This is a genomic window from Phenylobacterium sp. (genome assembly GCF_037189685.1).
In the GTDB taxonomy this organism is placed as follows: Bacteria; Pseudomonadota; Alphaproteobacteria; order Caulobacterales; family Caulobacteraceae; genus Phenylobacterium.
On record NZ_JBBCIT010000032.1, the window covers coordinates 1 to 24,230 of the forward strand.

18 protein-coding genes are annotated in these 24,230 nt (G+C 71.0%); 8 read left to right on the plus strand and 10 right to left on the minus strand.

Going from position 1 to position 24,230, the window contains the following annotated elements:
• Positions 1 to 90 precede the first annotated feature (90 nt).
• The 7 genes from WG212_RS17930 to WG212_RS17960 all read right to left on the minus strand — a co-directional run bounded on the left by WG212_RS17930 (position 91) and on the right by WG212_RS17960 (position 10,758).
• Entirely contained in the window at positions 91 to 1,188 is a 1,098-nt protein-coding gene (locus tag WG212_RS17930; RefSeq protein WP_337188483.1) for an acyl-CoA dehydrogenase family protein, read from the minus strand.
• Between the two features lie 101 nt (positions 1,189 to 1,289).
• Entirely contained in the window at positions 1,290 to 2,498 is a 1,209-nt protein-coding gene (locus tag WG212_RS17935) for an acyl-CoA dehydrogenase family protein (RefSeq protein ID WP_337188484.1), read from the minus strand.
• 150 nt (positions 2,499 to 2,648) lie between these two features.
• Positions 2,649 to 3,851, minus strand: a complete 1,203-nt coding sequence (locus WG212_RS17940; protein ID WP_337188485.1) for an acyl-CoA dehydrogenase family protein — start codon at positions 3,849 to 3,851, stop codon at positions 2,649 to 2,651.
• A gap of 89 nt (positions 3,852 to 3,940) precedes the next feature.
• Positions 3,941 to 5,146 carry an acyl-CoA dehydrogenase family protein gene (locus WG212_RS17945; protein WP_337188486.1) on the minus strand — a complete coding sequence of 402 codons (1,206 nt, stop codon included), beginning with the start codon at positions 5,144 to 5,146 and terminating at the stop codon, positions 3,941 to 3,943.
• A gap of 95 nt (positions 5,147 to 5,241) precedes the next feature.
• A complete protein-coding gene (locus tag WG212_RS17950; protein WP_337188487.1) occupies positions 5,242 to 8,133 on the minus strand; it encodes a TonB-dependent receptor in 2,892 nt (963 codons plus the stop codon).
• A gap of 151 nt (positions 8,134 to 8,284) precedes the next feature.
• Complete coding sequence (locus WG212_RS17955) at positions 8,285 to 9,496, minus strand: acyl-CoA dehydrogenase family protein (RefSeq protein WP_337188488.1); 1,212 nt, start codon at positions 9,494 to 9,496, stop codon at positions 8,285 to 8,287.
• Between the two features lie 56 nt (positions 9,497 to 9,552).
• Positions 9,553 to 10,758, minus strand: coding sequence for an acyl-CoA dehydrogenase family protein (locus WG212_RS17960; RefSeq protein ID WP_337188489.1), 1,206 nt, complete (start codon positions 10,756 to 10,758; stop codon positions 9,553 to 9,555).
• Between the two features lie 120 nt (positions 10,759 to 10,878).
• On the opposite strand from WG212_RS17960, the gene WG212_RS17965 reads away from it, so the two are divergent.
• Positions 10,879 to 12,516: a phosphatidylglycerol lysyltransferase domain-containing protein gene (locus WG212_RS17965; protein ID WP_337188490.1), complete on the plus strand. Its 1,638-nt coding sequence runs from the start codon at positions 10,879 to 10,881 to the stop codon at positions 12,514 to 12,516.
• A gap of 10 nt (positions 12,517 to 12,526) precedes the next feature.
• On the opposite strand, the gene WG212_RS17970 is transcribed toward WG212_RS17965, so the two are convergent.
• Entirely contained in the window at positions 12,527 to 12,724 is a 198-nt protein-coding gene (locus WG212_RS17970; RefSeq protein WP_337188491.1) for a hypothetical protein, read from the minus strand.
• Positions 12,725 to 12,857: 133 nt separating this feature from the next.
• Here WG212_RS17970 and WG212_RS17975 point away from each other — a divergent pair, with 133 nt between their 5' ends.
• The 5 genes from WG212_RS17975 to WG212_RS17995 all read left to right on the plus strand — a co-directional run bounded on the left by WG212_RS17975 (position 12,858) and on the right by WG212_RS17995 (position 18,735).
• On the plus strand, positions 12,858 to 15,278 hold the full coding sequence (locus WG212_RS17975; protein WP_337188492.1) for a hypothetical protein: 2,421 nt from the start codon (positions 12,858 to 12,860) through the stop codon (positions 15,276 to 15,278).
• A gap of 32 nt (positions 15,279 to 15,310) precedes the next feature.
• The gene (locus WG212_RS17980) at positions 15,311 to 16,234 is read left to right on the plus strand and encodes a sulfite exporter TauE/SafE family protein (protein WP_337188493.1); all 924 of its coding nucleotides are present in this window, start codon (positions 15,311 to 15,313) and stop codon (positions 16,232 to 16,234) included.
• Positions 16,231 to 17,025 (plus strand): TIGR02186 family protein, encoded by a 795-nt coding sequence (locus tag WG212_RS17985; protein WP_337188494.1) that lies wholly within the window; start codon positions 16,231 to 16,233, stop codon positions 17,023 to 17,025. The genes WG212_RS17980 and WG212_RS17985 overlap by 4 nt, the downstream gene beginning before the upstream one ends.
• Positions 17,026 to 17,031: 6 nt before the next feature.
• Entirely contained in the window at positions 17,032 to 17,499 is a 468-nt protein-coding gene (locus WG212_RS17990) for a DUF3429 domain-containing protein (protein WP_337188569.1), read from the plus strand.
• 105 nt (positions 17,500 to 17,604) lie between these two features.
• On the plus strand, positions 17,605 to 18,735 hold the full coding sequence (locus tag WG212_RS17995) for a hypothetical protein (protein WP_337188495.1): 1,131 nt from the start codon (positions 17,605 to 17,607) through the stop codon (positions 18,733 to 18,735).
• A gap of 21 nt (positions 18,736 to 18,756) precedes the next feature.
• On the opposite strand, the gene pdeM is transcribed toward WG212_RS17995, so the two are convergent.
• Positions 18,757 to 19,485, minus strand: a complete 729-nt coding sequence (gene pdeM / locus WG212_RS18000; RefSeq protein WP_337188496.1) for a ligase-associated DNA damage response endonuclease PdeM — start codon at positions 19,483 to 19,485, stop codon at positions 18,757 to 18,759.
• Complete coding sequence (locus WG212_RS18005; RefSeq protein WP_337188497.1) at positions 19,482 to 22,076, minus strand: ligase-associated DNA damage response DEXH box helicase; 2,595 nt, start codon at positions 22,074 to 22,076, stop codon at positions 19,482 to 19,484. Before WG212_RS18005 ends, pdeM begins: the two co-directional genes overlap by 4 nt.
• A 92-nt stretch (positions 22,077 to 22,168) precedes the next feature.
• On the opposite strand from WG212_RS18005, the gene WG212_RS18010 reads away from it, so the two are divergent.
• On the plus strand, positions 22,169 to 22,897 hold the full coding sequence (locus WG212_RS18010; protein ID WP_337188498.1) for a class I SAM-dependent methyltransferase: 729 nt from the start codon (positions 22,169 to 22,171) through the stop codon (positions 22,895 to 22,897).
• A gap of 17 nt (positions 22,898 to 22,914) precedes the next feature.
• On the plus strand, positions 22,915 to 24,189 hold the full coding sequence (locus tag WG212_RS18015) for a C69 family dipeptidase (RefSeq protein ID WP_337188499.1): 1,275 nt from the start codon (positions 22,915 to 22,917) through the stop codon (positions 24,187 to 24,189).
• The last annotated feature ends 41 nt before the right edge of the window (positions 24,190 to 24,230 follow it).

The window sequence follows — 24,230 nt, forward strand, 5'->3', positions numbered from 1 at the left end:
CCGCTTCGCGGGGGAGGTAAAAAAAAACCCCGCCGGCCTATGGACCGGCGGGGCTCCGTCAACCCGGCGTCGGGCCGTCAGCCCAAAGCCTCAATACCCGTTGATCCGCGCGTAGCGGTCGCGGTGGAACGCCTGGTTGCCGAAGGCGGCTTCGGCGGCCCGGGCGCGCTTCAGGTAGAAGCCGGCGTCGTGGGCGTCGGTCATGCCGATGCCGCCGTGCATCTGGACCATCTCGTTCGAGACGAGGTGGAAGGTGTCACCCATCTTGGCCTTGGCCAGCGACGCCAGTTCCGGCACGTCGGGGCTGTCGGCGTCGATGGCCGCCAGGGCCGCCTCCACCGCCGAGCGCGCCAGCTCCAGCTCGGTGAACATCTTGGCCGCCCGGTGCTGAAGCGCCTGGAAGCTGCCGATCACCTGGCCGAACTGCACGCGCGTCTTCAGGTAGTCCAGCGTGGTTTCGAACGCCTGGATGGCGGCGCCCAGCATCTCGGCCGAGAGGCCGGCCCGGGCGCGGTCCAGCACCTTCTCCAGCAGCGCCGCGCCGCCCGAGAGCTTGTCGGCGTCCGAGACGGCCACGTTCTCGAACGTCACGTTCGCCGCGCCGCGGCTGTCGGCCAGCGACAGCTTCTGGCGGCTCACGCCCGCCGCGTCGGCCTTGACCAGGTACAGCTCGATATTGCCGCCGTCCTTGGCCGAGACCACGAAGACGTCGGCGGCCATGCCTTCCAGCACGAACACCTTCTTGCCGTTCAGCTTGCCGCCGCTGACGCTGGCCTCGACCTTGTCCGGGCGATGGTGCGGGCCCTCGTCGACCGCCAGGGTGGCCACGGCCGAGCCGTCGGCCAGCTTGGGCAGCCATTCGCCCTTCTGCGCGTCGGAGCCGCCCAGGATCAGCGCCGAGGCGCCGGCCAGGCCCGAGGCGATCAGCGGCGAGGCCGTCAGGGTGCGGCCCAGCTCCTCGAGCACCAGGCCCAGGGACAGGTACCCGAAGTTGGATCCCCCGAACTCTTCCGGGATGATCACCCCGGCCCAGCCCATCTCGGCCATCTCGTTCCAGGCGGCGACGTCGTAGCCAAGCTCGGCCCCGCTGTCGCGCACCTTGCGGAACGCCGTCACCGGGCTCTTTTCCTGCACCCAGCTCTTGGCCGCGTCGCGCAGCATGCTCTGTTCTTCGGTCAGAACGGCCATGTCAGTGTTTTCCTCGTCAAATTCGCGTTGTCGTTCAAATGGTTCGGTTCAATGCGGGCGCGCCCGACGCACCGTGCGGAGCGCCGGCCTCGCCGCCATTCTCAATGGGCTTGCGTCAGGTCAGGCAAGCCCAGGATGCGCTTGGACACGATGTTCGACTGCACCTCCTGGCTGCCGCCGAAGATCGTGAAGGCCTTGCCGAACAGCCAGCCGCGCACCGCGCCCAGCTCCTCGGCCGTGAAGGTGTCGCCCTCCCAGCCCAGGCCCTGGTGGCCCATGATCTCCAGCGTCATCTCCTGACGCTCCTGGATCAGCTGGGTGCCGGCGTTCTTCATGATCGAGGTGGCCGTCGAGGGGCCCTGGTTGCCCTTGGCCTCGACCATCGCCCGCACCGCCGTCTGCTGGAAGGCGCGCATGTTCATGGCGTTGGTGACCAGGCGGGTGCGCAGGTCCTGGTCGTCGATCCGGCCCTCGCCGTCCACGCCCACGTACTGCTTCGCCAGGTCCTCCAGCGACCGGCCGCCCGAGCCCAGGCCGCCGCCGGCGCCTGTCAGGCCGTTGCGCTCGTGCTGGAGCAGGCGCTTGGCGATCGTCCAGCCGCCGTTCAGGGGCCCCACCAGGTCCTTCTTCTCGGCGCGCGCGTCGTTGAAGAAGGTCTCGCAGAAGGGCGAATTGCCGGCGATCAGCTTGATCGGCCGCACTTCCACGCCCGGCTGGTGCATCGAAAACAGCACGAACGAGATGCCCTCGTGCTTCTTCGAGGTGTCGGTGCGCACCAGGCAGAAGCACCAGTCGGCCCACTGGGCGCCGCTCGTCCACACCTTCTGCCCGTTGATGATGAAGTGGTCGCCCTTGTCGTCCGCCCGCGTCTGCAGGCTGGCCAGGTCCGACCCGGCGCCCGGCTCGGAGAAGCCCTGGCACCATTGCACGTCGCCGCGGCAGATCGGCGGGATGTGCTCCTGCTTCTGCGCCTCGGTGCCGTATTCCAGCAGCGTCGGGCCGAACATCATCACGCCCATGCCGCCGATCGGGTTGTAGGCGCCGGCGCGGGCGAACTCGCCCTGAACCACCCGCGCCTCGGCGCCCGACAGGCCGCCGCCGCCGTACTGTTTCGGCCAGGTGGGCGTGCCCCACCCCTTCTCGCCCACCGCCTTGCGCCAGGCCTCCTGCGCGGGCGTGGGATCCGAGCCCCGCTCCTCGCGCGCCATCGGATTGGGCTTGCCCTTCAGTTCGGCGGGAAAGTTCGCCGCCACCCAGTCCCGGACCTCCTTGCGGAAGGCCTCCAGGTCCGTACCGCCAAAATCAGCCATCTTGGAAATCGTCCTCGTCAGAAAATCGTCGTTCAAAGGCGCCGCGGGCGCGCCCTATTCAAACCACAGAAGGCGGAGAAAACCCAGAACCCAGGCTCAGATCGCGCCTTCTATTTTATCCATTATCTTCAATATCTTGTACGTTTCCACCTATCGCGAAGGCGTCGCCTCCGGCAGGCCCAGGATGCGCTTCGAGACGATGTTGAGCTGAACCTCCCACGATCCGCCGGCGATCGTGCCCGATTTTCCTCGCAGCCAGGCCCGCACGGCGCCCAGTTCATCAGGTCCGAAAGCGTCGCCGCTCCAGCCCAGGCCCTGATGTCCCAGGGTCTCGATCGTCAGCTCGGCGCGGGCCTGCCGCACCTTCGAGCCCACGTTCTTCAGCACCGACGACGCGGCGGACGGCCCCTGGTTGCTGCGCGCCTCGGCGGCCGCGCGGCGGCCGGTGAGCTGGAAGGCGCGCGCCTCCATCAGGTGGTCCGTCAGGCGGCGGCGCAGGTCCGGGTCGGCCAGCCGCCCGTCGTCGTCGCGCCCCACCAGCGAAAGGGCGAGGTCCGGCAGGGGCGGGCCGGGCGTCACGCCGGGCGCGCCGGCCTGGTTCGCCCCCGAGATCCCCTCCCGCTCGTGCTGGAGCAGTCGCTTGGCGATGGTCCAGCCGCCGTTCAACGGCCCCACCAGGTTCTCCTTGGGAACCTTCACGCCGGTGAAGAAGGTCTCGCAGAACGGGGAGGTCCCGTTGATGAGCAGGATCGGCCGCACCTCGACGCCCGGCGTCCGCATGTCGATGAGCAGGAAGCTGATCCCCTCGTGCTTTTTCGAGGGGTCGGTCCGCACGAGGCAGAAGCACCAGTCGGCCCACTGGGCGCCGCTCGTCCACACCTTTTGCCCGTCGACGACGTAGTGGCCGCCGGCGTCCGCCGCCCGGGTCTGGAGTCCCGCCAGGTCCGAGCCGGCGCCCGGCTCCGAGAAGCCCTGGCACCAGCGCAGCTCCCCCCGCGCGATCGGCGGGATGTGCCGCCTCTTCTGGGTCTCGTCGCCGTACTCCAGCAGAGTCGGGCCGAACATCATCACGCCCATGCCGCCGATCGGGTTGTAGGCGCCGGCCGCGGCCAGCTCCTCGGCGATCACCCGCGCCTCGCCGCGGCTAAGGCCGCCGCCGCCGTACTGAGCCGGCCAGGTGGGCACGCCCCAGCCCTTCTCGCCCATGACGCGACGCCACGCGTCCTGCTCGGGCGACAGTTCACGGCCCTCCGGGGCCACCGCGCCCTTCAACGCCGGCGGGAAGTTCGCCGCGATCCAGGCCCGCGCCTCGCCCCGGAAGGCGGTCAGGTCGGCGCCGCCGAAGTCAGCCATCTTGCTTCACCCCATCCGTTGCGACCGTCACATCCGGAGGCGCCACAGACCTACGCCTCGGCAGGCGACGGACGTTCCAGCCCGCCTGCTCAGCCCGCCTGCGTGGTGTCGGGCAGTCCGAGGATACGCTTGGAGACGATGTTGGACTGTACTTCCTGGCTGCCGCCGAAGATCGTCCAGGCCTTGCCCGAGAGCCAGCCGCGCACGGCGTCGAGTTCCTCGCGCTCGAAGGCCTCGCCCTCCCAGCCCAGCCCCTGGTGTCCCAGGATCTCCACCAGCAGCTCGGCCCGCTCCTGGCCGACCCAGGTCGACGAGTTCTTCATCACCGAAGTGGTGGCGCTGGGGTTCGAGTTGCCCTTCGCCTCGGCCGCCGCGCGGGCGACGGTCAGCATGTGGGCGCGCTGATCGATCTGGTGCTTGGCGATGCGGGTGCGCAGGTCGGGGTCAGCGATCCGCCCCCGCTCGTCCTCGCCCACATAGGTCTTCGCCAACGCCTGGAGACTGACGGCGCCACCGCCCGCCATCCGCGAGCCGCCCTGTCCCGACCGTTCATGCTGCAACAGGCGCTTGCCGATGGTCCAGCCACCGTTCAGCGGCCCGACCATGTCATCCTTTTCGACCCGCGCGTCGGTGAAGAAGGTCTCGCAGAACGGCGACGATCCAGCGATCAACCGGATCGGCCGCACCTCGACGCCCGGTTGATGCATGTTGATCAGGACGAAGCTTATGCCCTCATGCTTTCTGGAAGTATCCGTTCGCACGAGACAGAAACACCAGTCGGCCCATTGCGCGCCGCTTGTCCAGATTTTCTGGCCGTTGACTTTCCAATGATCTCCGACATCTTCGCACTTTGTCTGAAGACTTGCCAGGTCCGAGCCGGCGCCCGGCTCCGAATAGCCCTGGCACCAGCGAAGCTCGCCGCGGACGATGGGCGGGATGTGGCGCTGCTTCTGCGCCTCGGTGCCGTATTCCAGCAGCGTCGGCCCGAACATCGACAGGCCCATGCCGACCATCGGGTTGTAGGCGCCGATCCGGTCCATCTCCTGCTGCAGGACCCGCGCTTCGGCCGGGGAGAGCCCGCCGGCGCCGTACGCCTTCGGCCAGGTGGGGCAACCCCAACCCTTCTCGGCCATCCGCTGCTTCCACAACAGGTCGTCGCCGGTGGGCTTGAACCCGCCCTGCTGCGCCCGCTCGCCGGCCTTGGGATCGTCGCGCAATGACCGGGGATAGTTGGCCTCGAGCCAGTCCCTCGCTTCGGCGCGGAAAGCGTCGAGCGCGCCGCCGGAATCCGCCATGACATCCTCCCTTCGTACTCTTTTTTCTACCGTAGCATCCGCATCCGGCAGGCGGGAGTCTGTTCAAACGGCCGTTCGCCCTGTCAGGAGATCCGTCAGAAGAACAGCTTGCGGAAACTCAGGCTGACCACGCGGCCCGTGGGGTTCAGCTCGTCGGCCAGATAGCCGGTGGGCGTGCGACCGGCGGCGTCCCTCACCCTCTGGTCGGCGTCGAACAGATTGGTCACCGAAAGGCTCACGCGCGACCCGCGAAGGAACGGATGCTTCGTCACCAGGTCTCGATTGGCCCCGAGGTTGGCGAACAGGCGCAGGTCCACCGTGGCCAGGCTGCCGAAGCGCAGGTCCCCGGTCGGCGAGGCGGGCGGCGCATCGACCGTCGTCGCGCTCTGCCAGTTGGCGCTGAGGCGCGCGCCCATCCCGTTGCGCGAGATCCCCGCCTGGGCCTGGACCTGATGCCGCGGCTGCCCGCCGCCGTTGCCGGCCGCCGAGCCGCGCAGCAGGTCGAAGACGGGTCCGCCTTCGCGGACCAGGATCTCGTTCTCGAGATTGACGGTGTGATAGACGGCGAACTGGATCCGCCCCCCCATACCGCCCGGCCCGGGCCCGAAGCCGCGGCCAGGGCCGCCAGGTCCGCCAGGTCCGCCGGGTCCGAAGCGCGGTCCGTCGCCGAACCCGCCCTGGGCCTGCGCCCCTTCGGCCGAGGGACGCCCCTCCGCGCCGGGCGAGGCGCCCGCGGAGGCGGCTTCCGGCGGCCCGACGTCCGGACGCTCCGCCGACGACTCGCCCCGCCCCGTCCCAGCGCTCTGGTCAACGCTCTGGCCAACGCTCTGGCCAGCGCCCGCGCCACCGCCTTGGCCGCCAGCTTGGCCAGCGCCAGGGCCGGCGCCCGGGAACCGCCGCTGCGGCTGCGGACCCCACGGCCGCGAATAGTTGAAGCCCCAGCGCAGCGTCTCGGTCCGGGTCTGGGCGAAGTTCAGGGGCCGATAGTCGATCTGGACGAGGTCGCCGTCGGCGTCTCGGGTGAAGCGGTCGGGAAACGCCGCCTCGATCTCGGCGGTGACCGCAGGAAGGCTCGCGGTCGGATTGTCGATGCGGCTGCGGACGTAGCTGGCGCTCAACGTCAGATCCTGGCCGGTGATCGGCTTCCAGGTCAGGCCCACCTTGGTCACGTTCCGCTCGTCGCCGACAAGCGCCGCGTTGCCGCCGTCCAGCCGGCGCACCTCCACTGTCCGGCCCGTGACATAGTCGAAGACGCGGCTCGCCTCGGTGACGACCTGCGGCCCGCCCAACTGACTCATGCTGGGGGCGCCTTCGTCCCGCGTGTGCGACACGATCAGGCTGACGCCGGTCACCGGCCGCCAGTTCACGCCGAACCCCACGGTGGTCAAGGCTCCGAAATCGGACAGTTCGTCGACGGCCGCATTGGCGTTGACCGACAGATCGCCCAGGAACGGCAGGACATCGTTCTTCCGGCTGGCGAGCGGTATGTCGACGCTGCCCTGGGCGCTCAGGGTGTTGCGCGACAGGTCCACGCTGCGCTCGACACCCAGGCGCAGCGTGTCCGACGAGAGCCAGCTCGCCGCCTCGCCCAGCTTGATCGACGTCCGGACCGGGCCGGCGGGAACTTCGAACGCCGGCCCGCTGGCCACGAACTGGAGATTGACGCCATCACTCACCGAGCGGGCCTTGTTCCCTCCGCGCTCGGCGATCAGCGCCGAGGGCCAGGCCGCGAACGGCGAGGCGAGCGTCGCGGTGTCCACCGCCGCCTGCAGGGCGCCCACATCCACCCCCACGTCGCTGCGGGTGAACGAATCCGAGTGATCGTAGGCGCCGGTCAACGACAGGCGCCACTGATCGATATCCCGGTTCAGCGAGCCGCCGATCTGGCCGCTCCAACTCTCGTTCGTCTGCCGCAGGGGGCCGAACGCCTCCACGTAGCGATTGAGGGTGACGTCGCCGGCGAACGGCGATGCGGGATCGGTCCCTGGGATCGCCAGGCTGGCGCCGGGCAGACCGCGCATCGAATCGCTGCGGCTGGCGCTGAAGTTCGCCGTCAGCGTGCCGCGGAAATCGTTCGGAAGCGTGCGCGCCACCACGACGTTGCCCGTGACGGTCTGGGTTTCGGGAACGAGCGTGCGATAGCGGCCCACGTCGCCGGCGTTCGCCACGCCGGCGGTCGTGGTCAGGGCTTCCAGCGTCAGCGGCTGTCCCTGGGCGACCGCCGCCGGGAGGCCCGCCACAGTCACCGGGCCGCCGGCGAGCGCGCTGAGGGCCGGGTCGATCTCGCCGCCGCGCGTCGCGCCCGTGATGTTCCCCAGGAGATCGAACGGCTGGGCCGAGACGGCGTCGCCGACGTCGCGCTCGTCAGCCGTGATGGCCGACGACGACTGGACCTTCAGCACCATGTTGACGCGGTTGTCGCCGCGGATCTCGATCCGGTTCAGTTCGACCCGCCCCGTGGCCTGCCCGCCGGCTGTCGGCCCGGCGCCCACCACCTCGGCCGCCGTCGCCTGGAAGCGGCGGCGCAGGACGAAATTGACCACCCGCTGGTCGGCGCGGAAGCCGTAGGCCAGCGCGGCCTCCTCGGGGAGGATGTCGACGCGCATGATCGCCTCGGTCGGGATGTCCCGGATCTCGCCCATGCCCGAGATGCGGCGGCCGTTCAGGAGCACGACCGGCGCTTCCCCGCCGCGCCCGCGGCTGCTGCTGATCTGGGGGCTCAGTTCGCTCAGAAGGTCGGCGATCGAACTCACGCCGTACGACTGGATCTGGGCCGGGCTGAGCTGGATCTCGGGCTGGATGTCCCCGACCACGGCGCCGGGTTGCGGCGTGTTGCGCGACGCCACCACCACCAATTCGGAGACGGCGTACTCGTCGTCCTCGGCGAAGTCCGCCGACGCACCCTGAGGCGCCGGGGCGGATTGCCCGGACTCAGGCGCCTGGGCGTAGGCCGAGGTGGCGCCGCCCGCCAGAAGCAAGGCGACCAAAGTGAAAGCCGCGCGCTGCGACGCCGAAATATCCTGAACCACCCAACCCTCGATCCTTCACGTGTCCCGCACGCTTGCTCGCCCGTCGCGGCGGCGGAATTGAGGACCCTCGGTTACGCAATCATGTCGTTTCGGCGCGCACTGCGAAATTTTACTTCGGGTCGGGCAATCCGAGCACGCGCTTCGAGACGACGTTCAGGTTGATCTCCGAGCTGCCGCCCTCGATCGAATTGGCCTTGGAGCGCAGCATGCTGCGCATGGCGGCCAGTTCGCCCTCGCCGAAGCCCGCGCCGCGCCAGCCCAGGCCCTGATGCCCGAGGCTCTCGATCACCAGTTCATTGCGGTCCTGGGCGATCTTGGCGCCGGCATACTTGATCGCCGCGGCCAGGTTGGAGGGGCCGTTGCCGGCCCTGGCCTCGTCCTGCTGGCGCCGCACGGTGAGCTGGAACGCCCGGTTCTCCATCAGGTGCTCGGTCACGCGCCGGCGCAGGTCCGGGTCGGCCAGGCGACCGCCGTCGTCCAGCCCCACGTTGGCCCTGGCGGCCTCGATCACCGTCGGCACCGTGGCGGCGCCCCCGATGTTGCCCGCGCCCAGGCTGGCGCCGATGCCGTCGCGCTCGTGCTGCAACAGCCGCTTGGCGATGGTCCAACCGCCGTTCAGCGGGCCGAAGAGCTGGTCCTTCGGGACCTTCACGTCGGTGAAGAAGGTCTCGCAGAACGGCGAGGTGCCGTTGATGAGCAGGATCGGCCGCACCTCGACGCCGGGCGCCTTCATGTCGATCAGCAGGAAGCTGATCCCCTCATGCTTCTTCGAGGTGTCGGTTCGCACCAGGCAGTAGCAGCGATCCGCGTACTGAGCGCCCGAAGTCCATATTTTTGAACCATTTACAAGAAAATGATCCCCCTTGTCCTCGGCCCGCGTCTGGAGGCTGGCCAGGTCGGAGCCCGCGCCGGGCTCGGAATACCCCTGACACCACCAGACCTCGCCCGATACGATGCCGGGGAAGTGCTCCTGCTTCAGCGCCTCGCTGCCGTACTCCAGCAGGGTCGGGCCGAACATCGACACGCCCATGCCGCCGATGGGATTGCGGGCGCCGACCTTGGCCATCTCCTCGGAAAGGACGCGGGCCTGCTCCCGCGACAGGCCGCCGCCGCCGTACTTCGCCGGCCATGTGGGCGTGCCCCACCCCTTCGCGCCCAGGGCCTGCCGCCACCTGAGCGCATCCTCGCTCTCGGTCTCGGCCCGGAGCCTGGCGAGCTGCGCCTCGGGCGCGCCGGCCAGCGCCTTGGGGAAATTGGCCTCAAGCCAGTCCCGCACCTCGGCCCGGAAAGCCTCCAGGTCCTCGCCGCCGAAGTCCGCCATCTCATATCCTCCTCTGTCCCCGGATCGCACGCCGGCCATCCGGGACGGTGTTGTCTTCACTTGGGGTCGGGCAGACCCAGCACGCGCTTGGCGATGACGTTGAGGTTCACCTCGGACGTCCCGCCCTCGATGGAATTGGCCTTGGTCCGCAGCCAGCCGCGCACGGCCAGGATCTCGGGCGTCTCGAAGCCCGGCCCCTCCCAGCCCAGGCCCTGGTGCCCCAGGGCCTCGACCATCAGTTCCGACCGCTCCTTCGCGAACTCGGCGGCCGCATATTTGATGATCGAGGTGGCGGCCGACGGGCCGTTTCCGGCTCGCGACTCGGCCGCCGAGCGGGCGATGGTCTGCCGCAGGGCCGCGAAGGCCATCTTGTTCTCGGTGATCCGCCGCCGCAGGTCGACGTCTTCGGCGGCGCCGTACCGCTTCGCCAGTTCGGCCAGGTCGCCCGACGCCCCGCCGGCCGAACCGCCCTCGCCGAAGCCGGCCGAGATGTTCTGCCGCTCGTACTGCAACAGCCGCTTGGCGATCTCCCAGCCGCCGTTCACCCGCCCGACCAGGTTCTCCTTCGGGACCCTCACGTCGGTGAAGAAGGTCTCGCAGAAGGGGCTTTCGCCGCTGATCAGCTCGATCGGCCGCGTCTCGACCCCCGGAGAGGCCATGTCGATCAGGACGAAGCTGATGCCCTCGTGCTTCCGGCTCGTGTCCGTCCGCACCAGGCAGAAGCACCAGTCGGCCTTGTCGGCGTAACTTGTCCAGATCTTGCTGCCGTTTATCAGCCAGTGGTCGCCCTTGTCCTCGCAACGGGTCTGGAGACCGGCCAGGTCCGAGCCCGCTCCCGGCTCCGAATAGCCCTGGCACCAGCGGATCTCGCCGTTGACGATCCGCGGCAGGTGCGTGCGCTTCTGCGCTTCGTCAGCATATTCGAGAAGGACGGGACCCAGCATCCAGATGCCGAAGGCCAGCACCGGCGGGCGGTAGCCGCCCCGCGCCAGTTCGCGCTCCAGCACCCGCGCCTCTTCGGCGGACAGCCCGCCGCCGCCATATTCCTTGGGCCAGGTCGGGGTGGTCCAGCCCTTGGCCGCCATGCGTCGCATCCAGACGATCTGCGGATCGTCCGAATCGATGAAGGCGCGCCCGCCCCAGACGGCCTCGGGATCCGTCTTCGCGTCGGGTTCGCGCAGTTCTGGCGGGTACGTCGCCTCCAGTTCGGCCCTGACCTCCCGGGCGAAGGCGTCCAGGTCCGTGGCGCCGAAGTCGGCCATACCGATCTCCCAAACTTTCCGAAATCGGCCGCAAGATTAGCGCCCGCGGGGGCGGGGGCAAGGGCGGCCAAACATCTGTTTGAGCGCAAGTCCCGAAACCTCGCCTATACAGGCGATTCGATGCGCTTCTTCCGCCATCCGGCCGTGACCGCCGCCGCGCCCTGGACCGCGGCCCTGCTGACGCTCGCCCTGGGGGGGCTGCTGCTGGCCTCGGGCGCGCGGCCGTCGCTGCCCAACCGCTTCATCGTCCTCACCGACGTCGTGCCGGCGCCGCTGATCGAGATCAGCCACGTTCTCTCCAGCGTGCTGGGGCTGGTGCTCGTGATGCTGGCGTTCGGCCTCCGGGCGCGACTGGACGGCGCATGGGCCGCCACGCTCATCACCCTGCTCATCGCCGCCCCGCTGAGTCTGGTGAAGGGCTTCGTCTGGGAAGAGACGGCGCTGCTGCTGGCCCTGGCCGCCGCGCTGGCGCCCTTCCACCACGCCTTCCCGCGGAAGTCGCGCCTCTACCGCATGGAGATCACGCCCGGCTGGCTCCTGTCGGCGGCGTGCTTCCTGGTCGGCGCCGGCATGATCGGCATCTGGTCGTTCCAGAATGCCGACTACGCCGACATCCCACTTTGGAAGATGATGGTCGGCGAGGACGCCGCCCGATCGATACGCGCGTGGACCGGCTCGGCGATGGTTCTCCTGGCCATTGGCGTCTGGCGCCTGTTCGCCTCGGCCGCCAAGCCGCCCATCGTGGGCGAGGAGGATCCCGACTTCGATCGGGTCCGGGCGATCCTGGCGCGAGCCGAGGTTTCCCGGCCCACGTCGAACCTCGCCCTGCTGGGCGACAAGCGCTTCCTCTTTTCGGCGTCGGGCGACAGCTTCCTGATGTTCGGGGTGCGGGGCCGGAGCTGGATCGCCCTGGGCCTGCCCGTGGGCCGGCGCGACGAACGGCTCGAACTGCTGTGGCGGTTCCGCGAACTGGCCGACGCACACGCCGCCCGGCCGGGATTCTACAACCTCGAGCCGGACGACCTGCCGGACGTGGTCGAACTGGGCTTCGCGATCCAGAAGATGGGCGAGGCGGCCGTCTCGCCCCTGGACAGCTTCACCATCGAAGGGACCAAGCGCGGCAACCTGCGGCGCGCCTGGCGGCGGGCCGGCGACGACGGGGCCGTCTTCGAAGTCATCCCGCCGGCCGAGGTCGCTGCGGTCATGCCCGACCTGAAACGGATATCCGACAGCTGGCTGCAGGGCCATGCCGGCGGGGAGAAGGGCTTCGCCCTCGGTGGCTTCCACGAGCGCTACGTCGAGGAGTTTCCCGTGGCGCTGGTGCGCTGGGAAGGGCGGATCATCGCCTTCGCCACCCTGTGGACGGTGGCCTCGCGCAGCGCCTTCTCGATCGACCTGATGCGCTATGTGCCCGACGGCCCGCCCCGGATCATGGACTTCCTGTTCGTCGAACTGATCAACTGGGGCCGCGCTCAGGGCTACGGGGCGTTCGACTTCGGCATGGCGCCGCTGTCGGGCCTGGACGACCGCCCCCTGGCGCCGGCCCTGTCCCGCGTCGGCCGCCTGATCTACGATCGCGGCGAGGAGATCTACAACTTCCAGGGCGTACGCCACTACAAGTCGAAGTACGATCCCACCTGGCAGCCGCGCTTCGTCGCCGCACCGCAGAAATGGGCCATCCCGCTCCTGATGGCCGATGTGGGGCTGCTGTCTTCAGGCGGCATGGCCGGGCTCGCCAAGCGCCCGAAGAAGGACTGACGCCCGAATTTCAGCGGATGAGGCCAGCCGCCTCGGCCGCCAGGGTCAGGCAGAGCACCGCCGCCGTGGCGCCGGCCAGCATCAGCGCCCGCCAGGGAACCAGCCGCGGTCCCTTGAACGGATTGGGCGGCAGGGCGCCCCGCCAGCCCGAGAAGGCGGCCGCCGCCGCGAAGCCGGCGCTGAGCGCAAAGAAGGTCCGGGCGTCCATGCGCCCCTCCTACGCCAGTCCCGCGCGGCCATCCACAGGAACTATCGCCGCACACTACATCTAGCGTTAAGGCTTCGTTTACACCCCAAGGATCGGTGGGTAGCCTTCCGAAGGCACGGAGCGAGCGATTCGGATGAGCGCGGGGGCGCCCTGGAGCGTCAAGGGGATCGACCCGAAGGCCCGCGAGGTCGCCAAGGACCTCGCCCGGCGTTCGGGCATGACCCTCGGCGAGTGGCTCAACCGGGTCATCCTCGAAGACGACGTTCCCGACGAGGTCACGAGCGAAGCTCAGGTGACCGACCGGCCGCTGCGCCAGGGTCTTTCCCAGAGCCTCGCCCACGGCCTTCCAACACCGCGCCTGCGGGCCGTGCCCGATCCCGGCGCGCCCGAGTTCGCCCGGATCGCCTTCGCCCTGGACCGGCTGACGGATCGCATCGAGGCGTCGGAAACCCGGACGGGCCTCGCCATCAACGGCGTGGAGCATTCCGTTCGCCAGGCCCTGGCCCGCATCGAGGCGGCCGAACGCGAGCAGCAGGCCTCGGCCGCGCGCCTCGAGGGCCTGCTGGCGGAGGCTTCGGCCGAACAGGGCTACAACGGCGACCGCATCCGCCGGCTGGAGGCCGAGGCCGGTCCACGCTCGGCCGAGGCGCTGCGCCTGATCGAAACCCGGCTCGCCCGCGTCCAGCCCGAGGCGGTGGTCGAGACCGTGCTGGAGCGGCTGGGCGACCGGCTATCGACCGCTGAGGCGCGCACCGCCGCCGCCCTCGACGACCTGAAGCGCTCGCTCGCCACGCTCGACAGGCGCCTCGGCGCGGTGGAGCACGAGGCCGACCCTGAGCCGCGGTTCGCCGCCCTGGCCGAGACCCTGGGACGGCGTGTGGACGCGGTGCGGGCCGAGGTCGCGGAGCGGCTGACCCAGGCGGGCGGCGCAGGCTTCGAAGACCGGGTGGCGGAACTGGCGGCGCGGGTCCAGGACGCCGAGCGGCGTTCCGTCCAGGCCGTGGAGGCCATCGGCCGTCAGGTCCTGGCCATGGCCGAGGCGGTGAACCGCAAGCTGAGCGATGTCGACGCCCGCGGGGCCGAGGCGATCGATCAGGTGGGGACCGAGGTCGCGCGGATCGCCGGCGCGGTCGAACTGCGCCTGGCCCGCGCCGAACAGGCCCAGGCCGAGGCGTTCGGACGGTTCGAGGCCGAGCTGACGCGGGCTGTTCGTACGCCCGGAGCCGCTTTCGCCGCGGCGTCGGATATCGCCCCGGCGGAGGCTACGCCGGCCGGGTCGCCCAGGCCCAACGAGGCGCTGACGCCTGCCGTCGATCCCCTGGCCGCTGCGATCGCGGCGCTGGGACCGCCGCCCGAACCTGAGCCTGAGCCCCGACCTGCGGCCGCGCGCGACGCCGAGGCCGCGCTGACCGACGTCGCGACGGCGGCTTTCGGCCCCGAACTGCTGGCGCGCGCGGAAGACGCCTCGGCCACGGACGACGCCGAGGACGACGTCATCGATCCGCCCTGGCGGCGGCTCGACCTGGGTGCGCCCGAACTGGACGTCCCTGCGGACTTCGCGCCGATCGCCGAAGACCCCGACGACGATCTGTTCGAGCCTGAAGCAACCCTGGAGGAAGCTCCGGAGGAATACTCCGGCGCGTCGTCGACGGCGTCTGCGGTCGGACCGCAGCTTTCGACCCGCGAGGTCATCGAGCGCGCCCGCGCGGCGGCCCGCGCCGCTCAGGATACAGGCCAGGACGAACGCGACATCGATACGGCGGCCGCGCGCGTCCAGGCCGCGGATGTGAGGGCTCGCCTCGGGACCAAGGCGTCGGGCCGCCTGTTCCAGGGCTTCGCGGTCAAACCGCGACGCGCACCCAGCTCGCCGTTGCAGACGGCGTTGATGGTGGCCGGCGGCGCGGCCTTCCTCAGCGTCGGCGCGGCCGGGCTCACGCTGATGCGGCCGGACGGCGGCGGGTCCCAGGCCGCGAAAATCCAGTCCGCCGAAGCCCCGCAGGCCCCCGCCCGGACGGCGCCCCGCGCGGCGATGGCGCTGGGGCCGCCGCCCCTCACGGGATCGGCCGGAACGACCCTCCCTACTTTCGAACAGGTGCGCGGCGATATCGAAGCCGGCGCGCCCGGCGCCGTGGGCCGGCTGACCGCTCTCGCCGAGGCCGGCCACGCCCAGGCCACGCTCTACCTGGCCCAGCTCTACGACGAGGGCTCCGCCGGCCTGCCGCGCAATCCCGCCGAAGCCCGGCGGCTCACCGGCCAGGCCGCCGAGGCCGGGGATGTGAAGGCCATGCACAACCTCGGCGTCTACCTCTTCCGCGGCGAAGGCGGCGCCCAGGATCTCGCGGGCGCCGCGCAGTGGTTCCGCAAGGCCGCGGCCGCGGGCGTGGTCGAGAGCCAGTACAATCTCGGGCTCCTTTACCAGTCGGGCAGCGGCGTCGCGAAGGACGAGTCCCAGGCCCGCTACTGGTTCCGGCTGGCCGCGGCCCGCGGCGACGGCGAAGCCCGCCGCGCGCTCGCGGCCCTCAAGCCCGCTCCAGCTTCACCGGCGCAGCGTTGACGCGGCCGGTCCGCGCGGCCTAGGCCGGCGCCGTGGATATCTACCTGCCCATCGCCGAAGTCTCGGTCAACGCACCGATGATCGTCGCGCTGGGAGCTCTGGTCGGCTTCATCTCCGGCATGTTCGGCATCGGCGGCGGCTTCCTCATGACGCCGATGCTGGTCTTCTTCGGCATTCCGCCCGCGGTGGCGGTCTCGACGATGGCCAACCACGTCGCCGCCTCCTCGATGTCCAGCGTGATCGCCTACGGCCGCAAGCGGGCTGTGGACCTTCGCATGGGAGCCGTGCTGGCGGCCGGCGGCGTCGCGGGCGCGATCGCGGGTGTCGAACTGTTCCGCTGGCTGAGACTGCTGGGCCAGGCCGACCTCGTGGTTTCGGTCTCCTACCTCCTGTTCCTCAGCGTGATCGGGGGCCTGATGCTGGTGGAGAGCGTCGGCGCCATCCTACGCCGGCGCCGGGGCGACACGGCCCCTGCCCGCCGCGACCGCCGGCCGGTTTGGCTGTACGGCCTGCCGCTCAAGATGCGGTTCCCCCGCTCGCGCCTCTACATCAGCGTGATCCCGCCCCTGGCGCTGGGGGCGTTCGTCGGCGTCCTGTCGGCCATCATGGGCGTGGGCGGCGGGTTCATCCTGGTGCCCGCCATGGTCTACATCCTGCGCATGCCCGCCGGGATGGTGGTCGGCACCAGCCTGCTGCAGATCATCGTCACCACCGCGCTGACCGGGGTGCTCCAGGCGGGGCGCAACCAGACCGTCGACATCGTCCTGGCGATCCTGCTCATCGCCGGGGGCATCGTGGGCGCGCAGTACGGCGCGCGCGCCTCGTACCGGTTCCGGGCCGAGGAACTGCGGGCGATCCTCGCGCTGATCGTCCTCGTCGTGGGCCTGCGCATGGGGCTGGGCCTGTTCCTGACGCCCGAGGAGCCCTTCGTCCTGATGGCGGGGGCGAACGGATGACCGACCTGCCGCCGCCCCCGGCCCAACCCGTGGCGACTCCGCCGGCCGCGGTCGGGGCGCCGGCCATCTCCGCGGCGCTGACCACCACCACGGTGCAGGTGAAATCGGACTTCCGCGGCGCCCGGATCGTGCTCTACGGCGCCGTCTTCGATACGGGCGACCAGCCCACCGACGTGGTCGTGATGGTCCGCGGCCCCGAGCAGGCGGTGCGCCTGACCCGAAAGCAGAAGGTCGCCGGCCTGTGGCTCAACAGCCGGCCGGTCGTGTTCCACGGAGCGCCGGGCTTCTACCGCGCCGCCTCGAACCGGCCGTTGCAGGACATCGCGACCTTCAGCACGCTGCGCCGCCTGGGCGCCGGGGTGGACCACCTGACCATCAACGCCCCGGCCGAGCAGCGGGTCGAGACCCGATACGGCGTTCGCGACGTGGTGGTGAGCCGCCTGGGACCCGACTACTACGACTGGCGCCGAGCCGTCGTCCGGCTGAAGGAGAAGGCCGGCCTCTACCATGAGGACCAGCAGGGCGTGCGCTTCGTGGACCGCGGCCTGTTCCGCGCCGAGATCGCCCTGCCGACGGGCGCGCCCACGGGCGAATACCGCGCCGACATTCTGCTGTTCCAGGACGGCCGGCCGGTCTCCAGCCGGGCCCGGACCCTCACGGTCGAGAAGGTCGGCCTCGAACGGGCTCTTTACGTGTGGGCCCATGACAGGCCATGGTCATACGGTCTAGCAGCCATGGCGTTCGCGCTGGCGGCCGGTTGGGCGGCCTCGGCGGTGTTCCGGAGAGACTGATTGCTCATGGAAGACGTGCGGCCCGCCCGGCGGGCGGAGTCCATTCCGGCGACACTCTGGGCCATCGCCCTGCTGGCGTTGGCGCCGTTCCCCGTCACAGCGCTGCTGTACGCCTACGGTCCGCCCGATGTCTCGCGGCCGGCGCTGACCACCCTTCTAGTCTGCTCGACGGCGGTGCTGTCGTTCCTGGGCGGCGTCCGTTGGGGGCTGGAGACCCGCGAACCCCGGCCCCGATGGATGCGCCAGGCGTTCTCCGCGCTCTGCGCCGTGGCGGCCTGGGTCATCCTGCTGGCCCGCGGCGCAGCGCCCGACAGCTGGATTCTCGGGGGATTCCTGGCCGCCTTCCTGCTCCAGTGGCTGTTCGACCACCACGCCCCCGACGCCCCCTCGCGCTATCCCGCCCTCTCCACGGCCGTCACCGTGTCCGCCTGCATCTCCCTGGGCCTGGCGCTCGAGACGGCGATGCGGGTCTGACCCCTCGGCCGAATCAGCGTCCTTCCGCCGCCGACTTCAGACAACCGTAACGCCCGGCGCCCTAAGGCCCCGCCAGGGCGTCCGGCCCTGCGTAAGACCCGCGTGATGAAGAAGAAGGCTGCGATCAAGCCCTACCGAAGTCTGGCCGCGCTCGGGAAGAGCGGTTCGACCACGCGCGTCCTCAACCTCTCGTTCGTGGCGGACACGTCAGCCCACCTGCCCGAGTACCACGACCGCCCGTTCTTCCTCGCGCCCCAACTCAACCGCTCGCTGGTGCTCAAGCATCGCCTGCGGCCGGACGATCCCGAAATGCTCGACGGCGGACGCGGGACCGCCACCAAGGTCGTCGTGCCGCTCGACCCGGGCAATCTGGCGGCCGGCGGAGCCTCGTTCCTGATCGGCCAGACCGGCTGGCTGGAATTGCTGGACCAGATCGCCGATGCCGAGGACGAAAGCGTCCATGACCGGCGGCTGCTCGAATGCCTCGACACCCTGCCGTCGTTCGACCCCTTCCTGCTGCGGGAGCACCTCGGCCGCCTCGGGTTCCGGCCGGCCGACTGCTACTTCGCGATCTCGCCGGGGGACCGCGAGCAGATGCGGCTGTTCGTCCAGGCCGAGATCGGCCGGCTGATCGAGCGGGCCTACGGCGGGGGCGGGGCTGGCAGCCAGCGGGCGTCCACGGCCAAGCTGGTCGACATCATGCTGGCGGCCGACGTGGACGAACGGCTCGAGCCCCTGCGCCTGACGCTGCGGCTGGAGCCCAAGTCCTATCGGCAGGGGATCTTCAGCTGGAAGGGCTTCCTCTACTACAAATGGTCCCTGGCCTCGCTGCTCGACAATCTCCAGGACGTGATCCGCGGGATCGCCCGGTTGCAGACCAACGAGCATCCGGCCCCGGAGGCGGCGGCCTTCCTCGAAGGCGCCCGCGGACGCATCCAGAAGAGCATCCAGGGCTGCTGCCGGGACGTCGGCCAGGGTCTGCAGACCTATGACGAGGCCTACTCGGGCCTCATCGATCGGGGCGACGCCATAGCCTTCCGCGACTTCCTGCTCTCGGCCCCCGACCTGTTCCTGGAGTTGGGCGAGCGTATCGGCATGATTTCCCACGTCGCCAGCTACTGGCGCTACCGGTTCCCACCGGGCGCGCCGCTGCGCGCGTCGTCGGACGAGGTGGTCGCCATGTTCAAGGACTTCGAGGCTCATCTGGCCAAGCCGACGCTCTACCTCGCCGCCTGACCGGGTTCGGGGCGGCGGGCTTCAGTCGGGCGCAATCCGGCGCCAGCCCACGGCGCGGACCCGGCTCGCGCCCAGCACGCCGGCCAGAGGCGGGCGGGCGAAGAGCCCGGCGAAGGCGATGTCGCGGATGCTCAGGCCTCCGGCATAGGCTCCGAACGCCGGCAGGATCGCCCGCGACCCGTCGGTCACGAAGCAGCGTCGCCGCACGCTTCCGCGGGCCGCCACCACGCGAGCGGCGGGATGCAGATGGCCCGCCACCTCCCCCGCGCAGAAGCCGGCGCGCGGTTCGTGCCGGAACACGAGGCCCGACGTCGCGAGTTCGTCCACGACGTCGCCCGGCAGCGACACCGGCCCGTCTTCGTCGTGGTTGCCCGTCACCCAGATCAGCCGCCGGCGCGACGCCAGCCCCGTCAGGCGCGCCACGTCCCCGCCATCCAGCCGCCCCTCGGCGCGCCGATCGTGGAAGGTGTCGCCCAGCAGGACCACGGTGGCCGGCGCCAGGACCTCGACCTCCCGCGCCAGCCGCTCCAGGGTCTCGCGCGTGTCGTAGGGCGGCAGCATCTGGCCGCGCGCCGCGTAGGCGCTGCCCTTTTCGAGATGAAGGTCCGCGACGACGAGCATCCGCTCGGTCTCCAGCCACAGGGCGCCGGAAGCGCGCATCACCACGCCGACCTCGCCCAGGCGAACGTGCAGCCCGCCGCACGCCCTGGCGGAAAAGATGTAGGACCCGGCCAAGGTCACGTCGTTCATCGGATGGCCTCGGCGATCAGGTCTTCCTCGGCCTCGGCCAGGATCGCCTCGCCGGCCGATCCGGGCGAGCGCTCCTTGCCCAGCTCCAGCATCAGCGGCACGGCGAACGGCGACAGCCGGTCCAGGCCGGCGTGCCGGATACGGCCCTGGATGCGGGCCAGCATGTCGCCCAGGCGCGCGACGTCGATCATGCCGGTGGCGGCGTCCGCCCGCGCGCAGCGCAGCAGCAGGTGGTCGGGCTGGTGGCGCCGCAGCACGTCGTAGATCAGGTCCGTCGAGAAGGTGATCTGCCGCCCCGTCTTCTGCTCGGCGCCCGGGAATCGCCGCTCGATCAGGCCCGAGATGATCGCACAGCCCTTGAAGGCGCGCTTCATCATGAAGCTCTCGTCGAGCCACGCCTCCAGGTCGTCGCCCAGCATGTCCTGGTCGAACAGCGCGTCGAAATCGAGGCCGTCCATCGGCTCCAGCGCCCAGATGGCCAGGGCGTAGTCGTTGCAGACGAACCCCAGCGGGCCGGCGCCCGCCCGCTCCAGCCGCCGCGTCAGCAGCATGGCCAGCGTCGTGTGCGCCAGCCGTCCCTCGAACGGATAGAGCGTCATGAAGTGGCGGCGACCGCGGGGGAAGGTCTCCAGCAGCAGCTCGTCCTCGCGCACGATCATCGAGCGGTCGCGCTGGAGCTCCAGCCATTCGCGCACGTCGTCGGGCAGCACCGCCCAGTGCGACTGGTCGAACATGAGCTGGCGCACCCGCCGGGCCAGGTAGGTCGAGAGCGCGAACTTCGAGCCGCCCCACGACGGCATCTTCGGGTCCCGGTGATGCGCCGGCCGCACCAGGACGTCCATGTTGGTGATCCCCGCCAGTTCCCAGATCTGGCCCGCGAAGACGAAGGTGTCGCCGGGGTCCAGCATCTCCAGCATGCCCTCCTCGACCTCGCCGATCTTGCGCCCGCCGCGGCCGCCGCGCATGGCGATCCGCACCGCCAGCATGGCCGGGGAGACGATGGCGCCCACGTTCAGCCGGTGGCGCTGGGCGGTGGCCAGGTCGCGCACCTTCCAGCGGCCGTCGGGGCCGCGGACGATGCGCCGGAAGCGGTCGTAGGTCTTGAGCGCGTAGCCGCCGGTGGAGACGAAATCGACCACCTGCTCGAAGTCCTCCCACGACAGGTCGCGATACGGCCCGGCCGAGCGGATCTCGTCGTAGAGCGCCAGCGGATCGAAGGGCTCGGAGACCGCGCAGCCCATGACGTGCTGGGCCAGCACGTCCAGCGCGCCGGTCCGGGGCGCGTCGCCGTCCAGCCGGTTCTCGGCGATCGCCTCGCGCGCCGCCTGGCACTCCAGCATCTCGAACCGGTTCGCCGGCACGAACAGCGCCCGGCTGGGCTCGTCCAGCCGGTGGTTGGCCCGGCCGATCCGCTGCACCATCCGCGACGCCCCCTTGGGGCTGGCGAGCTGGATGACGAGGTCCACGTCCCCCCAGTCGATGCCCAGGTCCAGGGTCGAGGTGCAGACCACGGCGCGCAGCTCGCCCCGCGCCATCGCCGCCTCCACCTTGCGCCGCTGCTCGGCGGCCAGGCTGCCGTGGTGGAGCGCGATGGGCAGGCCGTCCTCGTTCAGCCGCCACAGCTCCTGGAACGCGAACTCGGCCTGGAAGCGCGTGTTGACGAAGACCAGCGCGATGCGCGCCCGGCGGATCGCGTCATAGACCTCGGCCATGGCGTGCTGCGCCGTGTGCCCCGCCCACGGCACGCGCCCCTCGGACAGCAGCAGGTCCACCACCGGCTCGGCCCCTGGCGGGCCGCGGACGAGGTCGATGGCGGCGAGCGCCCCCTCCGTCACCCCGGACCAAGTCCGGGGTGACACCTCCCCCGCAAGCGGGGGAGGAGCGATGGGGCCCCGCTCCTCCCCCATGCCAATGGGGGAGGGGGACCGCGAAGCGTTGGAGGGGGCGCGACGCCCATGCCATGCCATCCACGCCCGGATCACGTCGGGGTCGTCCACCGTGGCGCTCAGGCCCACGCGGCGCATCTCCGGCGCCAGCCCCTGCAGCCGCGCCAGGTCCAGGGCCAGCAGGTCGCCCCTCTTGCTGCCGTGCAGGGTGTGGATCTCGTCGAGGATCACGCAGCGCAGGCCCTCGAAATAGGCCCGCGCGCCCTCCCAGGCGCAGAGCAGCGCCAGTTGCTCGGGCGTGGTGAGCAGGATGTCGGGCGGCCTCACCCGCTGGCGCTGGCGGCGCGCCAGCCCCGTGTCCCCGGTCCGGCTCTCGGCGACGATGGGCAGGCCCATCTCGGCGATGGGCGCGTTCAGGTTCCGCTCCACGTCCACGGCCAGCGCCTTCAGGGGCGAGATGTAGAGGGTGTGCAACCCCCGCGGTGAGTTGGCCGGCGGCCGCTCGGACAGCTCGACCAGGCTGGGCAGGAAGCCGGCCAGGGTCTTGCCCCCACCGGTGGGCGCGATCAGCAGCGCGTGGCGCCCCGCCCGGCCCTTGGCGACCATCTCGAGCTGGTGCGGTCGCGGCGCCCAGCCACGCTTGGCGAACCACGCCCGGAACCGGGGCGGCAGCACGTCGGTGTCGGGTCCCGCGGCGTCGGGCATCGGGGCGCTATAGCACGTTCCCGTTCCGTTTCATCGGCGTGCACGTCGCCAGGGCTGGAATTTCGCCCGGATTCGGGTTGAGAAGATGGCGCATGCATTTCGGTTTCGCCCTGATCGCCGCCACGCTGCTGGCCGCCTGCTCGCCGGTGGCCGACCCGCCCGAGGCGGAGGCCTCGCCTGCGCCGACCCGCGACGCGGCCGGCTTCCCCGTCGCCGACCGCCCGGTGGCCGGGATCGTGGCGCCCGAATGGTCGTCCGGCCCCGACCGCGACGCCGCCGACGAGTCGGGCCAGCTCATCCGCGGGCTCGACATCCGGCCGGGCATGGCCGTGGCCGACATCGGCGCGGGCTCGGGCTACCACACGCTCCGCCTGTCGCCGGCCGTGGGGCCGCAGGGCGTGGTCTACGCCGAGGACATCGTCGAGGCCTATGTCTCGGGCCTGCGCCGCGAGGCCGAGCGCCGGGGCCTGAAGAACGTCCGCATCGTCGTGGGCACGCCCGACGACCCCAAGCTGCCCAAGGCGTCGGTCGACCGCGCGGTGATGGTCCATATGTACCACGAGGTCGAGAGCCCCTACGCCCTGCTCTGGAACCTCGCCACGTCGCTGAAGCCAGGGGCCCAGGTGGGCGTCATCGACCTGGACCGGCCCATCGACCGGCACGGCACCCCGCCCGCCCTGCTGAAGTGCGAGTTCGAAGCCGTGGGCTATCGCCATATCCGCACCGCGCCGATGACGGGTGGGGTCGGCTACCTGGCCGTGTTCGAGGCGCCGACGGACCGGCCGGAACCGGCCGACATCAAGCCGTGCGACGCCCCTTGAAGACCGCGGCCTGAGACATGTGCGACACCCTGGTCAGCCTCGCACCCTCCACCGCCCGCGGGGCCGTGCTGTTCGCCAAGAACAGCGACCGCGAGCGCAACGAGGCCCAGGGACTGGAGCTGTCGCCCGCGCGGGCGGGGCCGGCGGGCGCGCCGCTGCGCCTGACCTACGTCACCATCCCCGACGTCGCGCGCACCCACGCCTGCCTGCTCAGCCGGCCGTTCTGGATGTGGGGCGCCGAGATGGGCGCCAACGACAACGGCGTGGTCATCGGCAACGAGGCGCTGCATGCGCGCACGCCCGCGCCGCGCCGCCGGGCGCTGACCGGCATGGACCTGGTCCGGCTGGGCCTGGAGCGCGCCGCCACCGCGCGCGAGGCGCTGGAGGTGATCGTCGACCTGCTGGAGACGCACGGCCAGGGCGGCGACTGCGGCCACCTGGGCCGGTTCTACTATCACAACGGCTTCATCATCGCCGATCCGGCCGAGGCCTATGTGCTGGAGACGGTGGGCCGCGACTGGGCCTGGCGACGGGTGCGCGACCGCCGGGCGCTCTCCAACGCCTATTCCATCGGCGACGACCACGACGCCCTGAGCCCCGGCCTGGCGCGGGCTGAGCGCTACGACGTCGCCGCCAGCCTGATCGACGCGGCGCGCGACGCGGTGAGCTTCGGGCGCGGGCGCTGCGCCCGGGGCCAGGCCCTGCTGGACCGCGCCGCCCCGGCCATCACCCCGGCGACGATGCGGGCCATCCTGCGCGATCACGGCGACGATCACGGCTGGAGCCCGGCCAACACCCGCCACCGGACGATCTGCATGCACGCCTCCTGCGGCCCGCGCCGCAGCCAGTCGGTGGCCTCGATGGTCAGCGAGCTGCGGCCCGGCCGCGCCGTCCACTGGGTCACCGGAACCTCGGCGCCCTGCATCAGCGTCTTCAAGCCCGTCGTGTTCGGCGCGGCGGCGCCGCCCTTCGGCCCGCCCCCCACCGACCGGGCGGACACGGCGTCGCTGTGGTGGCGGCACGAGGCGCTGCACCGCGCCGCCCTGCCCGACTTCACCGCCGCCCTGGCCGCCATCGCGCCCGAGCGCGACGCCCTGGAGGCCCGGTTCCAGGCCCGGCTCGACGCATCGCCCGAAGGCGACGCGCTGGACGCCGCCATCGCCGCCTGCTGGACCGAGGCCGGAGCGGCGGAGACCCGCTGGCGTCAGATGCTGGTCCCGTCCGTCCGGGAACCGGCCCGCCACCGCGCGAGCTGGGCGCGCCTGAACCACATCGCCGGCTTCCCCGCCTGATCCCGCTCACCCTGCGGGCGAGATCGAGCAGATTTCACTTC

Coding starts and splice junctions, on each gene's coding strand:
- WG212_RS17985 (WP_337188494.1), top strand. CDS start 16,231: ATGACCGACCTGCCGCCGCCCCCGGCCCAACCCGTGGCGACTCCGCCG.
- WG212_RS17965 (WP_337188490.1), top strand. CDS start 10,879: ATGCGCTTCTTCCGCCATCCGGCCGTGACCGCCGCCGCGCCCTGGACC.
- WG212_RS17945 (WP_337188486.1), bottom strand. CDS start 5,146: ATGGCGGATTCCGGCGGCGCGCTCGACGCTTTCCGCGCCGAAGCGAGG.
- WG212_RS17955 (WP_337188488.1), bottom strand. CDS start 9,496: ATGGCGGACTTCGGCGGCGAGGACCTGGAGGCTTTCCGGGCCGAGGTG.
- WG212_RS17940 (WP_337188485.1), bottom strand. CDS start 3,851: ATGGCTGACTTCGGCGGCGCCGACCTGACCGCCTTCCGGGGCGAGGCG.
- WG212_RS18010 (WP_337188498.1), top strand. CDS start 22,169: ATGCATTTCGGTTTCGCCCTGATCGCCGCCACGCTGCTGGCCGCCTGC.
- WG212_RS17930 (WP_337188483.1), bottom strand. CDS start 1,188: ATGGCCGTTCTGACCGAAGAACAGAGCATGCTGCGCGACGCGGCCAAG.
- WG212_RS18005 (WP_337188497.1), bottom strand. CDS start 22,076: ATGCCCGACGCCGCGGGACCCGACACCGACGTGCTGCCGCCCCGGTTC.
- WG212_RS17970 (WP_337188491.1), bottom strand. CDS start 12,724: ATGGACGCCCGGACCTTCTTTGCGCTCAGCGCCGGCTTCGCGGCGGCG.
- WG212_RS18015 (WP_337188499.1), top strand. CDS start 22,915: ATGTGCGACACCCTGGTCAGCCTCGCACCCTCCACCGCCCGCGGGGCC.
- WG212_RS17990 (WP_337188569.1), top strand. CDS start 17,032: ATGGAAGACGTGCGGCCCGCCCGGCGGGCGGAGTCCATTCCGGCGACA.
- WG212_RS17975 (WP_337188492.1), top strand. CDS start 12,858: ATGAGCGCGGGGGCGCCCTGGAGCGTCAAGGGGATCGACCCGAAGGCC.
- WG212_RS17960 (WP_337188489.1), bottom strand. CDS start 10,758: ATGGCCGACTTCGGCGCCACGGACCTGGACGCCTTCGCCCGGGAGGTC.
- WG212_RS17995 (WP_337188495.1), top strand. CDS start 17,605: ATGAAGAAGAAGGCTGCGATCAAGCCCTACCGAAGTCTGGCCGCGCTC.
- WG212_RS17935 (WP_337188484.1), bottom strand. CDS start 2,498: ATGGCTGATTTTGGCGGTACGGACCTGGAGGCCTTCCGCAAGGAGGTC.
- pdeM (WP_337188496.1), bottom strand. CDS start 19,485: ATGAACGACGTGACCTTGGCCGGGTCCTACATCTTTTCCGCCAGGGCG.